13 protein-coding genes are annotated in these 15660 nt (G+C 55.9%); 8 read left to right on the forward strand and 5 right to left on the reverse strand.

Features of this window, described 5'->3' with window-relative positions; all coding sequences use genetic code 11:
- Positions 1–164 precede the first annotated feature (164 nt).
- The 6 genes from C4S74_RS23145 to C4S74_RS27140 all read left to right on the forward strand — a co-directional run bounded on the left by C4S74_RS23145 (position 165) and on the right by C4S74_RS27140 (position 6301).
- Positions 165–851 (forward strand): response regulator transcription factor, encoded by a 687-nt coding sequence (locus C4S74_RS23145; RefSeq protein ID WP_103997696.1) that lies wholly within the window; start codon positions 165–167, stop codon positions 849–851.
- Positions 848–2383, forward strand: coding sequence for a cell wall metabolism sensor histidine kinase WalK (locus C4S74_RS23150; protein WP_103997697.1), 1536 nt, complete (start codon positions 848–850; stop codon positions 2381–2383). The genes C4S74_RS23145 and C4S74_RS23150 overlap by 4 nt, the downstream gene beginning before the upstream one ends.
- 28 nt (positions 2384–2411) lie before the next feature.
- The gene (locus tag C4S74_RS23155; protein WP_103997698.1) at positions 2412–3263 is read left to right on the forward strand and encodes a hypothetical protein; all 852 of its coding nucleotides are present in this window, start codon (positions 2412–2414) and stop codon (positions 3261–3263) included.
- Positions 3264–3781: 518 nt separating this feature from the next.
- Positions 3782–5137, forward strand: coding sequence for a cytochrome ubiquinol oxidase subunit I (locus C4S74_RS23160; protein WP_103997699.1), 1356 nt, complete (start codon positions 3782–3784; stop codon positions 5135–5137).
- Positions 5134–6159, forward strand: a complete 1026-nt coding sequence (locus C4S74_RS23165; RefSeq protein WP_103997700.1) for a cytochrome d ubiquinol oxidase subunit II — start codon at positions 5134–5136, stop codon at positions 6157–6159. The genes C4S74_RS23160 and C4S74_RS23165 overlap by 4 nt, the downstream gene beginning before the upstream one ends.
- Before the next feature lie 7 nt (positions 6160–6166).
- Positions 6167–6301, forward strand: a complete 135-nt coding sequence (locus C4S74_RS27140) for a hypothetical protein (protein WP_258042587.1) — start codon at positions 6167–6169, stop codon at positions 6299–6301.
- Positions 6302–6838: 537 nt separating this feature from the next.
- Here the strand turns inward: C4S74_RS27140 and C4S74_RS23170 are convergent.
- Positions 6839–7930 (reverse strand): Gfo/Idh/MocA family protein, encoded by a 1092-nt coding sequence (locus tag C4S74_RS23170; protein WP_103997701.1) that lies wholly within the window; start codon positions 7928–7930, stop codon positions 6839–6841.
- Positions 7931–8137: 207 nt separating this feature from the next.
- Between C4S74_RS23170 and C4S74_RS23175 the strand changes: the two genes are divergently transcribed.
- Complete coding sequence (locus tag C4S74_RS23175) at positions 8138–9007, forward strand: AraC family transcriptional regulator (protein WP_103997702.1); 870 nt, start codon at positions 8138–8140, stop codon at positions 9005–9007.
- 274 nt (positions 9008–9281) lie between these two features.
- Here the strand turns inward: C4S74_RS23175 and C4S74_RS26720 are convergent, their stop codons facing one another.
- From C4S74_RS26720 to C4S74_RS23195, 4 genes are all read right to left on the reverse strand, one after another.
- The gene (locus C4S74_RS26720; protein WP_181024521.1) at positions 9282–9437 is read right to left on the reverse strand and encodes a hypothetical protein; all 156 of its coding nucleotides are present in this window, start codon (positions 9435–9437) and stop codon (positions 9282–9284) included.
- Positions 9438–9656: 219 nt separating this feature from the next.
- The gene (locus C4S74_RS23185; protein WP_103997704.1) at positions 9657–10376 is read right to left on the reverse strand and encodes a response regulator transcription factor; all 720 of its coding nucleotides are present in this window, start codon (positions 10374–10376) and stop codon (positions 9657–9659) included.
- A 126-nt stretch (positions 10377–10502) separates the two neighbouring features.
- Positions 10503–12302 (reverse strand): two-component system histidine kinase PnpS, encoded by a 1800-nt coding sequence (pnpS, locus tag C4S74_RS23190; RefSeq protein ID WP_103997705.1) that lies wholly within the window; start codon positions 12300–12302, stop codon positions 10503–10505.
- 441 nt (positions 12303–12743) lie between these two features.
- Positions 12744–14327, reverse strand: a complete 1584-nt coding sequence (locus tag C4S74_RS23195) for a fumarate hydratase (RefSeq protein WP_103997706.1) — start codon at positions 14325–14327, stop codon at positions 12744–12746.
- Positions 14328–14478: 151 nt separating this feature from the next.
- On the opposite strand from C4S74_RS23195, the gene C4S74_RS23200 reads away from it, so the two are divergent.
- The gene (locus C4S74_RS23200; protein ID WP_103997707.1) at positions 14479–15660 is read left to right on the forward strand and encodes a polysaccharide deacetylase family protein; all 1182 of its coding nucleotides are present in this window, start codon (positions 14479–14481) and stop codon (positions 15658–15660) included.

The raw sequence follows: 15660 nt of genomic DNA on the forward strand, positions 1-15660 counted from the left end.
CTGTGCCTGAACCCTTCTTGAAGGCTGGCTGAATGTTTGCTGAAAGCCCGGGCGGGCGCACCATCATTAAGCGGAGGCTCAGGCTTCATTCAGATTCCATTCAGTTTCGTGACGGATAATCCGTATATAGGTAATAGAAAGCAGACCCCGAAAGGTGATTCCGCATGAAAAATGTAAAAGATATCCGGATCCTGCTTGTCGATGACGAGCCGCACATCCTGCAGTTTCTCGAATTCGGCCTTGTGAATGAAGGCTTTGCTATTAAAACGGCACCGGACGGCATGAGCGCTATTAATCTGGTCCGGGATTTTCAGCCGCATGTCGTTATCCTTGACGTCATGATGCCCGGCATGGACGGCTTCGAGGTGTGCCGCCTTCTGAAGAAGAACGGCAGCAATATCGCCGTCATCATGCTCACCGCCAAAGACGAGGTCGAAGACCGCGTCAAGGGACTGACCATCGGCGCGGACGACTATCTCGTGAAGCCGTTCAGCTTTGAGGAGCTGCTGGCCCGGATCGAAGCCAGGCTGCGCAACCAGTTTCCCGGCGTTTTCCGGGAAATCGCGATCGGCCCTTTCCGGATCGACGACCCGAGAAAGGAAATTGTTTTCGGAGAGAGCGCCCTGGAGCTTTCGCCAACCGAGTATGAGCTTCTCAAATTTCTCGTCGTCAATCACGGCATCGTGCTGAGCAAAACTAAGATTCTGGAAAAAGTATGGAGCTATGACTTCGGCGGGGAAGAAAACATCGTGGAAGTGTATATCCGCTCGCTGAGGGACAAGCTGGGAGACAAGGAGCACCGGTTGATCCGCACACTCCGGGGCGCCGGCTACCGGCTGGACTGGTCATGAGAAGCGGCCGGTCTCTAACCCGCGCCGCCCGCCTGCTGGCCCCCCGTTCCCTGCAGTTCCAGCTGCTGTCACGGTCGCTCTATATTCTGGCAGCCCTGCTGATCCTGGTCGGAGCCCTTCAATCGGTATGGATGAAAAACTTCCTGTACCGCAACCGGGCCGAAACGATGTCCATTCAGCTCAGCGGACTTCCCCGCGACCTGCTTGACCACTCCTCCCTGCTTCCCGACAAGCGAGGTAAAAGCAAAGAAGAGGAAGAGATCCAGCCTGGAGCGGAGCGCCCGCGCGGACCGCTGCTGTTCCTTCCGGACACGTCGCTCGCGTTTATCGCTCCCGACGGAACCTTTACGGATTTGACGAAGGAAAACGGGATGATCTCTCCGCAGCTTCCCGCGGAAGAGTACACCGCCATCCGTGGGGAGATGGCTCCCCGGCGGCCCGTTTCGTATAAAATCGTGCAGGATGCCGAGGGAACCGAGCAGCTCGTCGTTCTCCGGCCGGCGGAACGGTCCGGCAGCTTCGGCGGCCTCATCCAGATGGGGACCGGCACGGCCCAGCTGCAGGCCGTCGTGATTCAGCAGCTCTGGATCTACGGGGCACTAGTCGTGCTTGCCCTGGCAGGCGGCCTCGCGCTGAACATTCCCGTGATGCGCCGTACGCTCCAGCCGCTGAACAAAATGGTCGAGGCCGTCGAACAGACCGACGCCGGCAACCTGAACGAACGATTTCCCGAGACGCAGGGGCAGCTGGAGATCGACTCCCTCGCGAAATCGTTCAACGGCATGCTTCAGCGCCTGGAGACTTCTTTCATCGCGGAGCGCGATGCGAAAGAACAGATGCGGCGCTTCATCGCCGACGCCTCCCACGAGCTGCGCACACCGCTGACCTCGATCCACGGCTTTCTCGAGGTGCTGCTCCGCGGGGCGGCGGACAATCCGAAGCAGCTCTATGCCGCTTTGACGAGCATGCACGGCGAATCGACCCGCATCAAGAAGCTGGTCGAGGATCTGCTTACGCTGGCCAAGCTCGACCGGGCTCCTCAGCTTCAGCTGACGGACACGCGGCTCGACCGGCTTCTCCTGGAGATGGAGCCCCATCTCCGGATGCTGGCGGGCACCCGGACGGTTCATATCGACCTGACCGCAGGCGTTGGGGGCGCCTTCGATCCCGACAAAATGAAACAGGTGGTCCTGAACCTGTTTCATAACGCGGTCCAGCATACCGACCCGGAAACCGGCGTCATCACAGTCATTTTATCCGCCGACAAGGACGGGATCTCGCTGAAGGTGAAGGACAACGGTCCGGGAATCCCCGAGGAGCACGCGGGTCATGTGTTCGAGCGCTTTTACCGCAGCGACTCCTCCAGAACCCGCAAGCACGGCGGAGCCGGACTCGGGCTGTCGATCACGAAATCGATCGTCGAAGCCCACGGCGGTACGATCTCCGTCCGGAGCCGGGAAGGCGCCGGCTCGACGTTCATTCTCGCCTTTCCTGAAACCGGTGAAAACAACGGCGGAAAAATGGTAAAATAAACGGGATAAACAGAAAGGCGGAGAAGCGATGGTATACGCATTTACGATTCAGCCCGGTATTTACCACGCCTTCGAAGACGAGGCGGAGCAGATTGAACAGTGCAGGGAATGGGGCCTGTTGTCCGGTAAGGCAACCAAGACCAAGGCCTTTTTTTATAAGGGAAACGGCTTGAACGTTCCCTGCACCATCGTCGGATACACCGACAAAATGACGGCTGTCATCGAATTTGACAATAAGCAGCAGCACTGCATCCATCCTTCCTACCTGAAGGAAATGCAGGCGGCGAATTACGGGCAGCGGCAGTGGTCCGCAGGCGAAGCCGCTCCGGAAGCCGGCGCTTCGGAAGGAAGCGATCCGGCCGGGAACGCGGAGCCCGCAGTTGAAAACGCGGCGAACGGGGCTGCCGAGACTCCGGCAGATGCCGCGGGGCAAACTCAGCCTGCCGCGGACCCGGCACCGGCGCCACGGATGGAGTCCGTGTCCGGACAAACCGAGCCGGCCGAACCGGACAAGCCCGCGAGCGCTGCCGCGGCAGCCGATGCGCCTAAACCGAAGGCGAAGAAAGAAAAAGCGCCCAAGCTTCAGCTTCCCGAAGGAAAAGTGAAGATGACCGCCACGGTACAGGAATTCACGACGGTACCCAATCATTTTTCCGATAACGACGATGAGGTTATCATTTACGAGAATGTGGCCATTGCCGAACCGGAAACGGAAATAGGCACCGCCTGGTCCAGCCACAGCGCAACGCTCAAAAAGCTGGAGCTCGAAGTCGGCGATACGATCACGTTCGAAGCCAAAATCGTGGCCAAGAAGCTGACCCGTTATCCCGTGCCGTACAAAATCAACAATCCCGCTAAAATCCAGAAAGGGCAGGACTAGCAGACCCAGCGGTCTGCTGCGGGCTACGCGTTACGGGTACGTGGATACGGGTTGCGGACATGCGGGGTGCTGGGTACAGTTAATTCCCGGCCGCGACCTGTTGCCGGTTTCGGTTTGTTCCGGATTCAAACGGAACCGCATAAAGATCCATTTACAGAAAAAAGCTCCGTTCCGACGCACCTTTCGTGCTTCGGGGCGGAGCTTCTTTTGTAGGATACCCGTCAATATTTCGTCAACCTTTCTTCACTGTTTACTCACAGATATTGTGAAAATAATCACAGCTAGATGTGTAAGATAAATATAGAAGGTTTTGGGTTAAGTAAGCTAGGGTCTCGTTTTATATTTAATTCCCGGGGCGGTGAAAGCATGAATCCGTTTAAACGGCAGGAGAAACGGCTGATGATCCTTATGTTCGTCGTAGCCGCCGTTATGCTGCTCTCCTTTCTGCGCAGATTGCTTGCATAACCTTACCTTACGTTTAGCGAGAACAAGAATATCCCAGGGGGAGTTGACGCATCGTGTTTCATTATGATCCTGTGCTGTACAGCCGCATACTCACCGAAGTGACACTCGCGTTTCACATTATTTTCGCGACTATCGGTGTCGGCGTGCCGGTAATGATCGCTCTGGCCGAATGGACGGGCATCCGCAAGAACGACCGGTACTACACGCTGCTGGCCCGCCGCTGGGCGCGCGGCTTCGTCATCACGGTCGCCATCGGCGTCGTGACCGGAACGGCCATCGGCCTCCAGCTCAGCCTGCTTTGGCCGAGCTTTATGGAAATCGCCGGCCAGGCTATCGCGCTGCCGCTGTTTATGGAGACGTTCGCGTTCTTCGTCGAAGCGATTTTCCTCGGCATCTATTTGTATACCTGGGACCGGTTCAAACCGAAACGGCATCTCATGCTGCTCATCCCGGTCGCCATCGGCTCTTCCGCCTCGGCATTTTTCATCACGACCGTAAACGCGTTTATGAACACGCCGCAGGGCTTCACGCTTGAGAACGGCAAAATCACGAACGTGGACCCCATCGCGGCCATGTTCAACCCGGCGACGCCCACGAAAGTCTCTCACGTCCTCGCTTCGGCTTACATGACAAGCGCGTTCATTCTCGCGGCCATAGCGGCCTTCTCGCTGCTGCGCCGCAAAGGAGACCGTCTTTACGCCAAGAAGGCGCTCAAGCTTACCATAACCGCAGGCCTTGTGTTCGCGCTGGCAACGGCCGCGATCGGCGACCTCTCCGGGAAATTCCTGGCGGCGTATCAGCCCGAAAAGCTGGCGGCGGCCGAATGGCATTTCGAGACGCAGACCAAAGCTCCTCTTGTATACGGCGGTATACTGACTGAGGACAAGGAGATCAAATACGGGCTGAAAATCCCGTTCGCCCTGAGCATTCTCGCCGGCAGCAATCCCGATTTCGAAGTCAAAGGGCTGGATCAGATTCCCGACGAGCTGGAACCCCCGCTCTATGTCCATTACTTCTTCGACGGCATGGTTACCATCGGCATGTTCACCATCGTGATCGCAGCTCTCTACCTGTGGCTTAGCCGCAGCAAACGCGCCTCGAAGCCGGCTCCGCGCTGGCTGCTCCGGGTGATCGTCGCCTGCGGGCCACTCTCCATGATCGGCATCTGGCTCGGCTGGTTCTACGCCGAAGTAGGCCGGCAGCCGTGGATTCTCCGCGGCTACATGAAAGTGGCCGAAGCCGCCACAACGTCGGCCCACGTCGACACGATGCTGCTCCTGTTCTGTCTGCTGTACCTCGTCCTGGGGCTGACCGCGATTAAAGTGCTGTCCAAGCTGTTCAAAAACAACGACGTTGCGGATGAATTGATCGCATTCGGCGTTTTCGAGAAAAGGGGGCCGCTGGAATGAACCTGGAACTGCTCGGCATCACCGTTCTGTGGGTGTTTCTGTTCGGGTACCTGATCGTGGCTTCCATCGATTTCGGAGCCGGTTTCTTCAGCTACTATTCCGTCATTACAGGCAGCAAAAATATTACGCACCGCATCATTGAGCGCTATCTTTCTCCCGTCTGGGAAGTCACCAACGTGTTTCTTGTTTTTTTCTATATCGGCCTGGTCGGATTTTTCCCGGAAACCGCCCGCTATTACGGCACGGCGCTGCTCGTCCCCGGCTCCCTGGCGCTGATTCTTCTCGCTTTGCGGGGTTCCTACTACGCATTCAGCACGTATGGGTCCAAAGACAACCAGTGGTACATGCTCATCTACGGAGCTACCGGGCTGCTGATCCCCGCCGCGTTATCGACCGTGCTGGCCATTTCGGAAGGCGGCCTGATCGTTGAAACGGCCGGCACCATCACACTGGACTGGAGCGCCCTCCTGGGCAGCGTCTACACCTGGTCGGTCGTGCTGCTCGCCATCGTCAGCGTGCTGTATATCTCCGCCATGTTCCTCGCCTATTATGCGCATAAAGCGAAGGACAAGGCCGCTTTTGAAATCGTACGCGGGTACGCGCTTTTCTGGAGCGCTCCGACCATTCTGGCCAGCGTGCTCGTCTTTTTCGCGATCTCCCGGCACAATCCCGAACATTTCACCAAAATGCTCGATCTCGCCTGGATGTTCGTCATCTCGTTTCTCTGTTTTCTGATTGCCGTCTACGCCGTCTGGAAAAAAAGACATCTGGGACTCGGCTTCACCTTCGTCCTGCTTCAGTTCGCGTTTGCCTTTTTCGGGTACGGAGCCTCCCATCTGCCTTACATTCTGTATCCGTACATCACGATTCATGAAAATTTCACCAATCCCGCCATGGGCACGGCGCTTATTATCGCGTTTATCGCCGGTCTGCTGATCCTCATACCTTCGCTTGTTCTGCTTATGAGACTGTTCCTGTTTGATGCCAGCTATGTTCAAGGAAACCGGGATAAGAAAGGATGAAGCCATCGTGGAACATTTTATGATCATGTATGCTCCTCCGATTGTCGTTGCGATCTCGCTGCTCTTCCTGTTTTTGTGGGCGCCCCGCACCAAAGATGTCACGGACGAGCCGGAAAATGAGCAAGGACGGCGTATGCGCTGAACCTCCCTGTCTAACCCGTACCGATCCACCGTTCCCTTCTTTTAATCAGCAAAAAAGGTGATTCCCTCAAAGGATCGCCTTTTTTATTTTACCTGCCGCTTACATGGTGATAATTTGCAGAAAACGATCATAAACTAGTATGTAAGAATACATTACCGAAGGAGGTGCCGGCCCATGTATTACGAAGAAGACCGCGAACCGTTCGAAGACGATGCCGTAAACGACGAGAAGGAAGAATAGGCATTTCCTCATGCTGCCCTACGAATGTGACGCCCCGTTTCTGTTTCCACGTTTCCTCGTTTGATGGTGCAACACCGCATTTCTACACCGATACCCGCGTGTCTCCAAATCAATTGGCCTGACGGGAAGCACTTCTCCCACCCATGACTCGACAATCCTTTCTTCTCGCATTCTTCCACACGGCAAAAAAGCCCGTTCCCGCAAACGGAAACGAGCTTATTTTTGTTCATTGTTTAACGAAAAAATCCGCCCCGTAACCGAGGCGGACTTTTTGTGTTAAGCGGACTTTGCCTGCTATTATTTGTCTCCGTTCAAGTAAACCGCTTTGCCGGTTTTCGCGGATTCGTAGATCGCTTCGAGAATCTCCGATACGACAAGCGCCTGTTCCGGTGTAACTACCGGCTCTGTGTCGTTCTGGATCGCGTCGATCCACATGCGCATTTCAAGATCGGGAGCATTCTCGGACGCGCCTTCGTAGAAAGCGACGCCGCCGCTCGAAAGCTCGATATTCTGCGTGTACAGGCGGCTGTTCTTCTCGCCGTTGATGCGCAGTCCGTCCTTCATGTCGGCTCCGCCCTCAGTGCCGCTCAGCGTACATTTCGCTTCGTCGACTTCCAGGGTGTTCAGCGCCCAGCTGGATTCGAGCATAATCGTCGCGCCGTTCTCCATCGTGATCATGCCGAAAGCGGAATCTTCCACCGTGAACTTCGCCGGGTCCCAAGGTCCCCAAGCATTGGCCGCGTTAGCCCGGTGAGAGAGCTTGTGGTACGATGTGCCGAGCACAACCTTCGGTTTGTAGTTGTCCATCATCCACAGCGTAAGGTCGAGCGCGTGAGTTCCGATATCGATAAGCGGGCCGCCGCCCTGCTTTTCTTCATCCAGAAACACGCCCCAAGTCGGAACCGCACGGCGGCGGATGGCGTGTGCTTTGGCGAAGTAAACTTCCCCGAGCTCGCCGTCTTCGCAGAGCTTTTTCAAATATTGGGAATCGGAACGGAAACGGTTGTTATAACCGATCGTCAGCTTCTTGCCGGTCCGTTTGGCTGCGTCCACCATGCGGCGGGCGTCCACGGACGTTTTAGCCATCGGCTTTTCACACATCACGTGCTTGCCGGCTTCCAGTGAATCGATGGTAATGTCCGCGTGTGAATCGTTCGGCGTGCAGACATGAACTATATCAAGGGAGGAATCTTTCAGCAGTTCACGGTAATCCTGGTAAACGCAAGCATCGCCGGCACCGTATTGTTCTTTGGCTTTTTCCGCCCGTTCGATGACAATATCGCAGAATGCGACAAGTTCAACGTTAGGCAGCTTTGCCAGACTCGGCAGATGTTTGCCGTTTGCAATCCCTCCGCATCCGATAATTCCGATCCGGTACTTTTGTGACATTGCAGTTCCTCCTTCAAATGGGTCAACATAGGTATGTAAAATAGCAATCAGACAGGTTGGCGGCATAATGTACGCGCGTTCTAAAATTTAGCGGCTTCCCCTGCCTGCTCGATCGTACTACAATAAAGTATAGAAGATACCTCGCCAAAATAAAATCACAGATCTGGCGATACTTATATGCGATTTTGTCATTCGGGGGCAGAGCTGGTGGAAATCTATAATGAACAGATAAATTATGAAAACCCTTTTTTGTCCATGCGTGTCTTTCAAGCCCGTCGTGACGATGAGCAGACGAGTCCGTGGCATTACCATAAGGAAGTCGAAATGCTCGCTATCGTCGAAGGGGAACTCGACGTTTACCTTGAAAATGAAAGAGTGAGCCTGAAAGCGGGGGACGTCGTCCTCATCGGTTCCTCCGAGCTCCACCGGGACCGTTCTTCGGCAGACACCACCCTCGTCTACTATGTGTTCCAGTTCGACCTGGAGCATTATTTCGACGAAAGCGGGATAGCGTATTTGCGCTATTTTTCGGAGACCCAGTCCGCGCTCAGCAAGCTGAACTATATTTTCCGGGAAAATACCGCTATCCGCGACGAAGTATTTGCCTGCATCCGCAACATTTACACCGAATATGCCGGTAAAAAAGTCGGGTATGAGATCGCCATCTCCATTCTCGTGAAACAAATCGTGCTCTCTCTGCTCCGCAGCGACGAGAAACGCCTGCTCGATTACGGCAACAGCGCCGATTTGATCCGTCTGAAGCCGGTTTTCGAGTACATCGACCGGAATATCGACGGCAAAGTTTACGTGGATGAAGCGAGCAAGGCCGCAAACATTTCCTACTACTATTTTGTGAAATATTTTAAAAAAGTACTCGGCATTTCTTTCCTCGATTACGTGAATTTCAAAAAAATCAAAAAAGCCGAGAAAATTTTGCTGACTCAGGACATAAGCGTGGCCCAGGTCGGCGAACAGATCGGCATGCCGAACATGGCTCATTTTTACAAAACATTTAAAAAGATCAATCACTGCTCGCCCCATGAATTCCGCAAAAAAATGCTAGAGTGGAACCGGTAAGGGGCGGATAGCTTTTGCCGCGAGGGCCTTGCACTCCGCAGCAGCAGGGCCTTGCGTCCGTGCCCGGATGGCGCACGCCTGCCTCCCGCTTCCTGCTGCGCCCGCAAAGCGCCGTGCACTCCCGCGGCAGCAGCGGCCCCGCTCGCCGTTGCTCGGATGGCGCAAGCCTGCCTCCCGCTTCCCGCTGCGCCCGAAAAGCACCGTGCACTCCCGCGGCAGCAGCGGCCCCGCTCGCCGTTGCCCGGATGGCGCATGCCTGCTTCTCGCTTCCCGGTTACGTACGCGAAGCGCCGTGCACTCCCGCGCGGCAGCCGCCTTGCTCGACGTGCCCGGATGGCGCACGCCTGCTTCTCGCTTCCCGGCTGCGTCCGCGAAGCGCCGCGTACTCCCGCGCGGCAGCAGCCTTGCTCGCCGTGCCCGGATGGTGCACGCCTGCTTGCCGCTTCCCGCTGCGCCCGCAAGACGGCAGCGCCGCCGCAACAAACCGAACAAAAGGCAGGTCCCACAAATGGGCCTGCCTTTTGTTCCTGCTGCGCCGCCACGCGGAAAAGCCCCGGCAATAACCCGGGGCTTTCCGTATCGGGCGCGCCATCGCTCGCTCGCGCGGCGCGATCCCAAGACCGGCGGCACTGAACCGCGCCGGTCATGTTTACACCTTGCGGCCCTGATGGGCGACGAGCTTATACCCTACGCCGCGGATGGATTCGATCTGAACCGACTGCTGGTTCATCTCCAGCTTTTTGCGCAGCGAGCTTACGTGAACATCCACCGTCCGCTGGCCTCCGATATAATCGAAGCCCCAGACGATGTTCATCAGGTCATCCCGCGTAATCACGACTCCCGGCCGCTGCACGAGATACAGCAGCACCTCGAACTCCTTCGGGCGCAGCGGGATCGATTCTTCCCCGAGATATACTTCGTACTTCTCCGGGAAGATTTGCAGATCGCCGACCGCGATCACCTTGTCGGTCGACTTTTTGCCGTCGCCGCCGGGCTCGTCCGCCTGCGTGCGGCGCAAAACCGCCGCCACCCGCGCGAGCAGCTCCGCGACGCCGAACGGCTTCGTAATATAGTCGTCGGCGCCGTGCTTCAGCCCCTGCACGACTTCTTCCTCCGCATTACGGGCCGTCAAAATCACCACGGGCGTCGCATTGCCCTTCTGCCTCAGCTTGGACAACACCTCGAATCCGTTCAGCCCCGGAAGCATAATGTCCAGAATGATCAGATCGTACGGCTGCTGCATCGCGGCCTGAAGGCCGTCTCCCCCGTGATCCACGACCTTCGTTTCGTAGCCTTCCTGCGTCAAATTATAAGAGAGCAGCCTCGCTAACGTAGGCTCGTCTTCGATAACCAGAATTTTTTGTGACATCGTGTCCCCCACGCTTGAACGTCTTATACTACTATCTTAAGTTTATCATAGCAGTGGAATGTAAATCGAATGTAAATAAAATATTAACGCCGCGTAAACTTGTCCAAAAAACGAAATCCGCCGCCGTTACGGGTGAATAACCGGAAGCTCGATAATAAATTCCGTCCCGTAACCGACCTCGCTCTCGACCCGGATCGTTCCGTGATGCATTTCAACCAGATGCTTCACAATCGACAGACCGAGTCCGGTTCCGCCTGAACTGCGGGAACGCGCTTTATCCACCCGGTAAAATCTCTCGAAAATTCGCGGAAGGTCTTTTTTCGGAATCCCGATCCCCGTATCCTTAACGGAAATCCGGATCCGCTCATCCTCACCATCGGCTCCCGATCCCGCAAGCTCGGCCGCAACCGATACCCGGCCGCCTTCCGGCGTGTAGTTGATCCCGTTCGCCATCAGATTAATCAGAATCTGCCTCAGCCGATCCTCATCCGCTTCCAGAAACAACGCTTCATCCACATTCATGCTGAGCGCGATCTTCTTCTTGTCCGCCTCCGCTTCCATCATATGAAGCGATTTTTGAATGATGCTCTGGAGATGAGTCGGCGACAACTGCAGCGGAATGCGCTTCGATTCGATTTTGGACAATTCCAGAATATCGCCGACCAGCCGGTTCAGCCGCTCGCTCTCATCGAAAATAATTTGCAGGAACGACCTCGCCGTTTCCTTGTCGTCCAGCGCTCCCGCCAGCAATGTCTCGGAAAACCCTTTGACGGCGGCAATCGGCGTTTTCAGCTCATGGGACACATTCGCCACAAACTCGCTGCGCATCCGCTCCAGCCGCCGCATCGCCGTAATATCGTGCAGCACGACGAGCACGCCCGACCATTCGCCGTCCGCTTGTGAGATCGGACTCAGATTGATTTCCAGAATCCGTTCCGACGGATAGTAGAAAATAATTTCCTCGCGGATATGCTCGTTCGTTTCGATGCATTCCTGAATAAGCCGAGTCAGCTCGAACTGCTGCTTCGCTTCATCGTATTTTTTTCCGTATAATTCATTGGAAGAAAAACCGAGAATATCTTCGGCCGAACGGTTGACGAGCACGATCCGCTGATCGCGGTCTACCATCAGAATCCCGCTTCCCATATTCTCCAGCACGCCTTTGAGACGGCCTTCGTTCTCGAGAATGCGGTTCATCTGCATATGCAGACTGTCCGCCATCCGGTTGATGGCCTGTCCGAGCTGGCCTACTTCATCCAGGCTTTTCGTTTCCACACGCGCTTTATAGTTGCGGTTTGTAATCTGTTTCGCCACATTCGTTATATTCTCGATCGGCCGGGTCAGCCCGCTGGCAATCCGGTAGCTGGTCACACCCGCAATAAGGAACAGAATGCCCAGACCGATAAGCAGGAAAAGCCATAAATGGCGGATCGTCTTCTCCACCTGCTCGAGACTCATGGCCATACGAAGATAGCCGGACTTCTCACCGCCCGCGGTCTGCACCGGAATCGCCGCATAGAGCATATTGCGCTTCAGCGTGTCGCTGTACCGGATCGCGTATCCGACGCCGTCCCGTTTTGCCTGCTGAATCTCGCTGCGGCCCGCATGGTTGTCCATCTCTTCGGGATTTTCGTCCGAATCTCCCATCACCTTTCCGTCTTCCCGGACATAAGTCACTCGCGCATCCGTAAAATCCTTCAGCCGTTTCGTCTGAGACGTATAATACGGCACAAGAAAAGCCGAATCCCCGGCCTTGTTCCAGTCGCCGGTCATTTCGATCACGCGGAGCTCGCGCACCAGATTGGATTCCAGCTCCTTGATATGTGAATCCTCCAGCAGCTTCGCCATAAAGATACCGGCGATCAGCATGGATATACCGATCATCAGCATGAGGATCAGCGTCAAACGGGCTCTGAATTTGAGCATAAGTTTACCTTCACTCCAAACATGAGGTCATCTTAACGGGTTTCTTCAGGAGATCAATCCTTAGTGTACGCTTCCCCGGCACGTAAAAAAAGTAAAGATTATGTAAAGGAATACGCGAAAACGCCGTTAAAAAGCATGTAAAAAAACCGGAGGCTTTCCGCCTCCGGCCCGGCGGGCTCAAGGCTTCCACCCGCGATATAAGTGCGTTTATGAAATTTTTAAAATCCGCATGGACAAATCGCTCTATCCTCTGATACGAACGGCACGAAGGTCCGTTTTCACGAACGATCGTCTTTATGGTCCACCTATCGCGAACGACCGGTCTTATCGCCCGAGTCCATGCGTATCGCAAACGACCGGCCCCATTGCCCGTCTACGAAACGGCTGGCCTAATCGCCTGTCCACGCGAGCAATCGGCCTATCGCCCGGCCCTAAGTAAACTTAGGCGAAAACGGGCTCCTTGAACTGCTCCAGCTTCTGCAGCGAATCTTTCTCTACGTCCGCATGGAGGCTGTTTCCGTGGGAGTCCATCGTTACGATGGCCGCAAAGCCTTCGGTCTGCAGATGCCACATGGCTTCCGGAATCCCGAATTCCATAAAGTCCACGCCTTCGACTTCCTTGAAGCATCGCGCATAGTATTGCGCGGCCCCGCCGATCGCATTCAGATAAACACCGCCGTGCTCCTGCAGGGCAGCCAGCGTTTTCGGCCCCATACCGCCCTTGCCGATGACGGCGCGGATGCCGAACTTTTTAATAATATCGCCTTGGTAAGGCTCCTCACGGATGCTCGTCGTAGGGCCGGCCGCTCTCACTTTCCAGTTGCCCGCCTTGTCTTGGCTCATAACAGGTCCGCAGTGATAGATGGCGGCACCGTTCAGATCGACCGGCGAGTCGTGGTCCATCAAATATTTATGAAGCGCATCGCGTCCGGTATGCATCGTTCCGTTGATGATGACCACGTCGCCCACTTTCAGCTGACGGATCTGCTCCTCGCTGATCGGCGTTTGCAGAACGATCTCACGACGCTCGTCAGATGCGCCGGCATCAGGAGCGGCAGCTACGGCTTCGGGCTGCGAAGCTTCCGCCGCATCCACCGCCTGAGCCGCCTCGTTCATCGGCTGGTCGGAACCGCGCTCATACACCCAATCCTGGATTTCTCCGGTTTGGGCGTTCAGGACAACTCCTTGGCGCCGGTAGGCCCAGCAGTTATACGCAACCGAAACGAAGAAGCTTGCGGGAAGACGGTTCATCACGCCTACCTTGCAGCCGAGAAGCGTAACCTGGCCTCCGAAGCCCATCGTGCCGATTCCCAGCTTGTTGGCATTCTCCAACACATAGTCTTCCAGCTTGCGGAGATCTTCGATCGGATTCACATCGTCCAGAGAACGGAACAGCTGATGCTTGGCCAGCTCGTAGCCGGTCGTGCGGTCGCCGCCGATGCCGACTCCGATTACACCCGCGCTGCATCCCTGACCCTGCGCCTGATAGACCGAATGCATCACGCATTTGCGGATTCCGTCCAGATCGCGTCCCGCTTTACCGAGACCGGGGATTTCCGCCGGGAGGCTGTACTGGATGTTTTTGTTCTCGCAGCCTCCGCCCTTCAGAATGAGCTTCACTTCGATATCGCCGCGTTCCCACTGTTCAAAATGAATAACCGGAGTTCCGGGGCCCAGATTGTCGCCCGTGTTGGCGCCTGTCAGGGAATCGACCGAATTCGTACGCAGCTTGCTGTCTTTGGTCGCTTGGGCGACGGCTTCGCGGATTTGCCGCTTCATCGTGATTTGGTCAGCTCCGACCGGACAGTGTATAATAAACGTAGGCATTCCCGTATCCTGGCAAATCGGAGATACGTTCGCTTCCGCCATTTCGATATTTTGGGCAATGGTGCTTAACGAAAGCGCCGCGCGAGTACCCGCATCCTCACGGGACTGGGCATTGCGGATCGCCCGGCGGACGTCGGCCGGAAGGTTAGTGGACGTTTCCACAATCAAATCGTAAACACTTTGTAGAAAATGCTGCATGGTGTTATTCTCCTCTCCTCTTGTCACTGCAAAACAACCGTAAGACCGTGATTTCTGTGGTAGTCATCGTTATTCTTACTATGCTTTAATTATAACACACCGTTCACGCCGCTTGTTACCACGGAAATATGATACAAGGAGCATGGCATTCATGTACAAAAGACTACTGAGCGCGCTGCTGCTCGCCGTTTTCGGGCTTGGCGCGCTGCTCATACCGACCGGTGCGGACCGGTACAAATTGTGGTACAGAGATCAGGTAGCCGTCCTGATGTACCACCACATTCACGATCAGGATACCAGCACCAGCACCATTACAAGCAAGCTGTTCCGCGATCAGATGAATTTTTTGCTTGCCAAAGGCTATCATTTTATTTCATTGCAGGAATTCAAACAGTATCTGGCGGGCGCTAGCGTCCCGGACAATGCCGTTCTCGTCACCTTCGACGATGGTTACGAGAGCGTGTATTCGCACGCCTATCCCGTGCTGAAGGAGCTTAAAATTCCCGCCGTCAACTTCATCATTACCGAGACGCTGGCCGATCCCAAAGCGACCATGATTCCTTCGATGTCCAAGGAAGAACTGATCCGGATGTCGCACGAGACGAATTTCATCGGTAATCAGTGCCACACCAACGCTTCCCACCGCAAGCTGGACAGCGGAGAAGCCGCCCTCGTCGGACGCGAAACGGTGAACGGCGCTCCGGAAACGGACGAGCAGTACCGCAGCCGGATTTATAACGATGCCGCCGCCTGCGCGTCTAACCTGTCTCCGCTCCAGGAGCTTCCCGTCGACACGGTCGCCTACCCTTACGGCATCATTGCCGACGAAGGCGCGGAGATGTACGGCAAAGCCGGCTTCCGCTACGGCTTTACGATCATCCCGCAGATGGCTACGCGCGATGCCGACCGGATGCACATTCCGCGGATCAATGCGGGAAGCCCGTGGATCACGCCGGAACGGCTGCATACGACGCTCAAACGGCGGGCGGTCGCCCGGACGCAGATGTCCGATACCGTGCGTCTGTCCGAGGCGGTCGCCCGTCTCGGAGGTACCGTTACCGACGACGGGCAGTCGGTAACGATCCGCTCCGATGACCGCGTCTTATCGGGTCCGGTGGGCAGCCGCCGGTTCAAATCCGCCGATTCGGCCGTCGAACTGTCCGAACCCGTGCGCCGCGAGCACGGCCAGCTCGTCATCGGCTTGTCCGATTTGCAGCGGCTGCTCGGACGCGAGGTCACTTACAACCGGACCACCGGCCAAATATATTGGCGGCAGGAACCCCGGATCCTGGCGTCCCAAGACAGTAAGAGTCATCAGGGAGGAACGCCTTAA

The sequence above is a fragment of the Paenibacillus sp. UNC499MF genome (genome assembly GCF_900107975.1).
Classification (GTDB): Bacteria; Bacillota; Bacilli; order Paenibacillales; family NBRC-103111; genus Paenibacillus_F.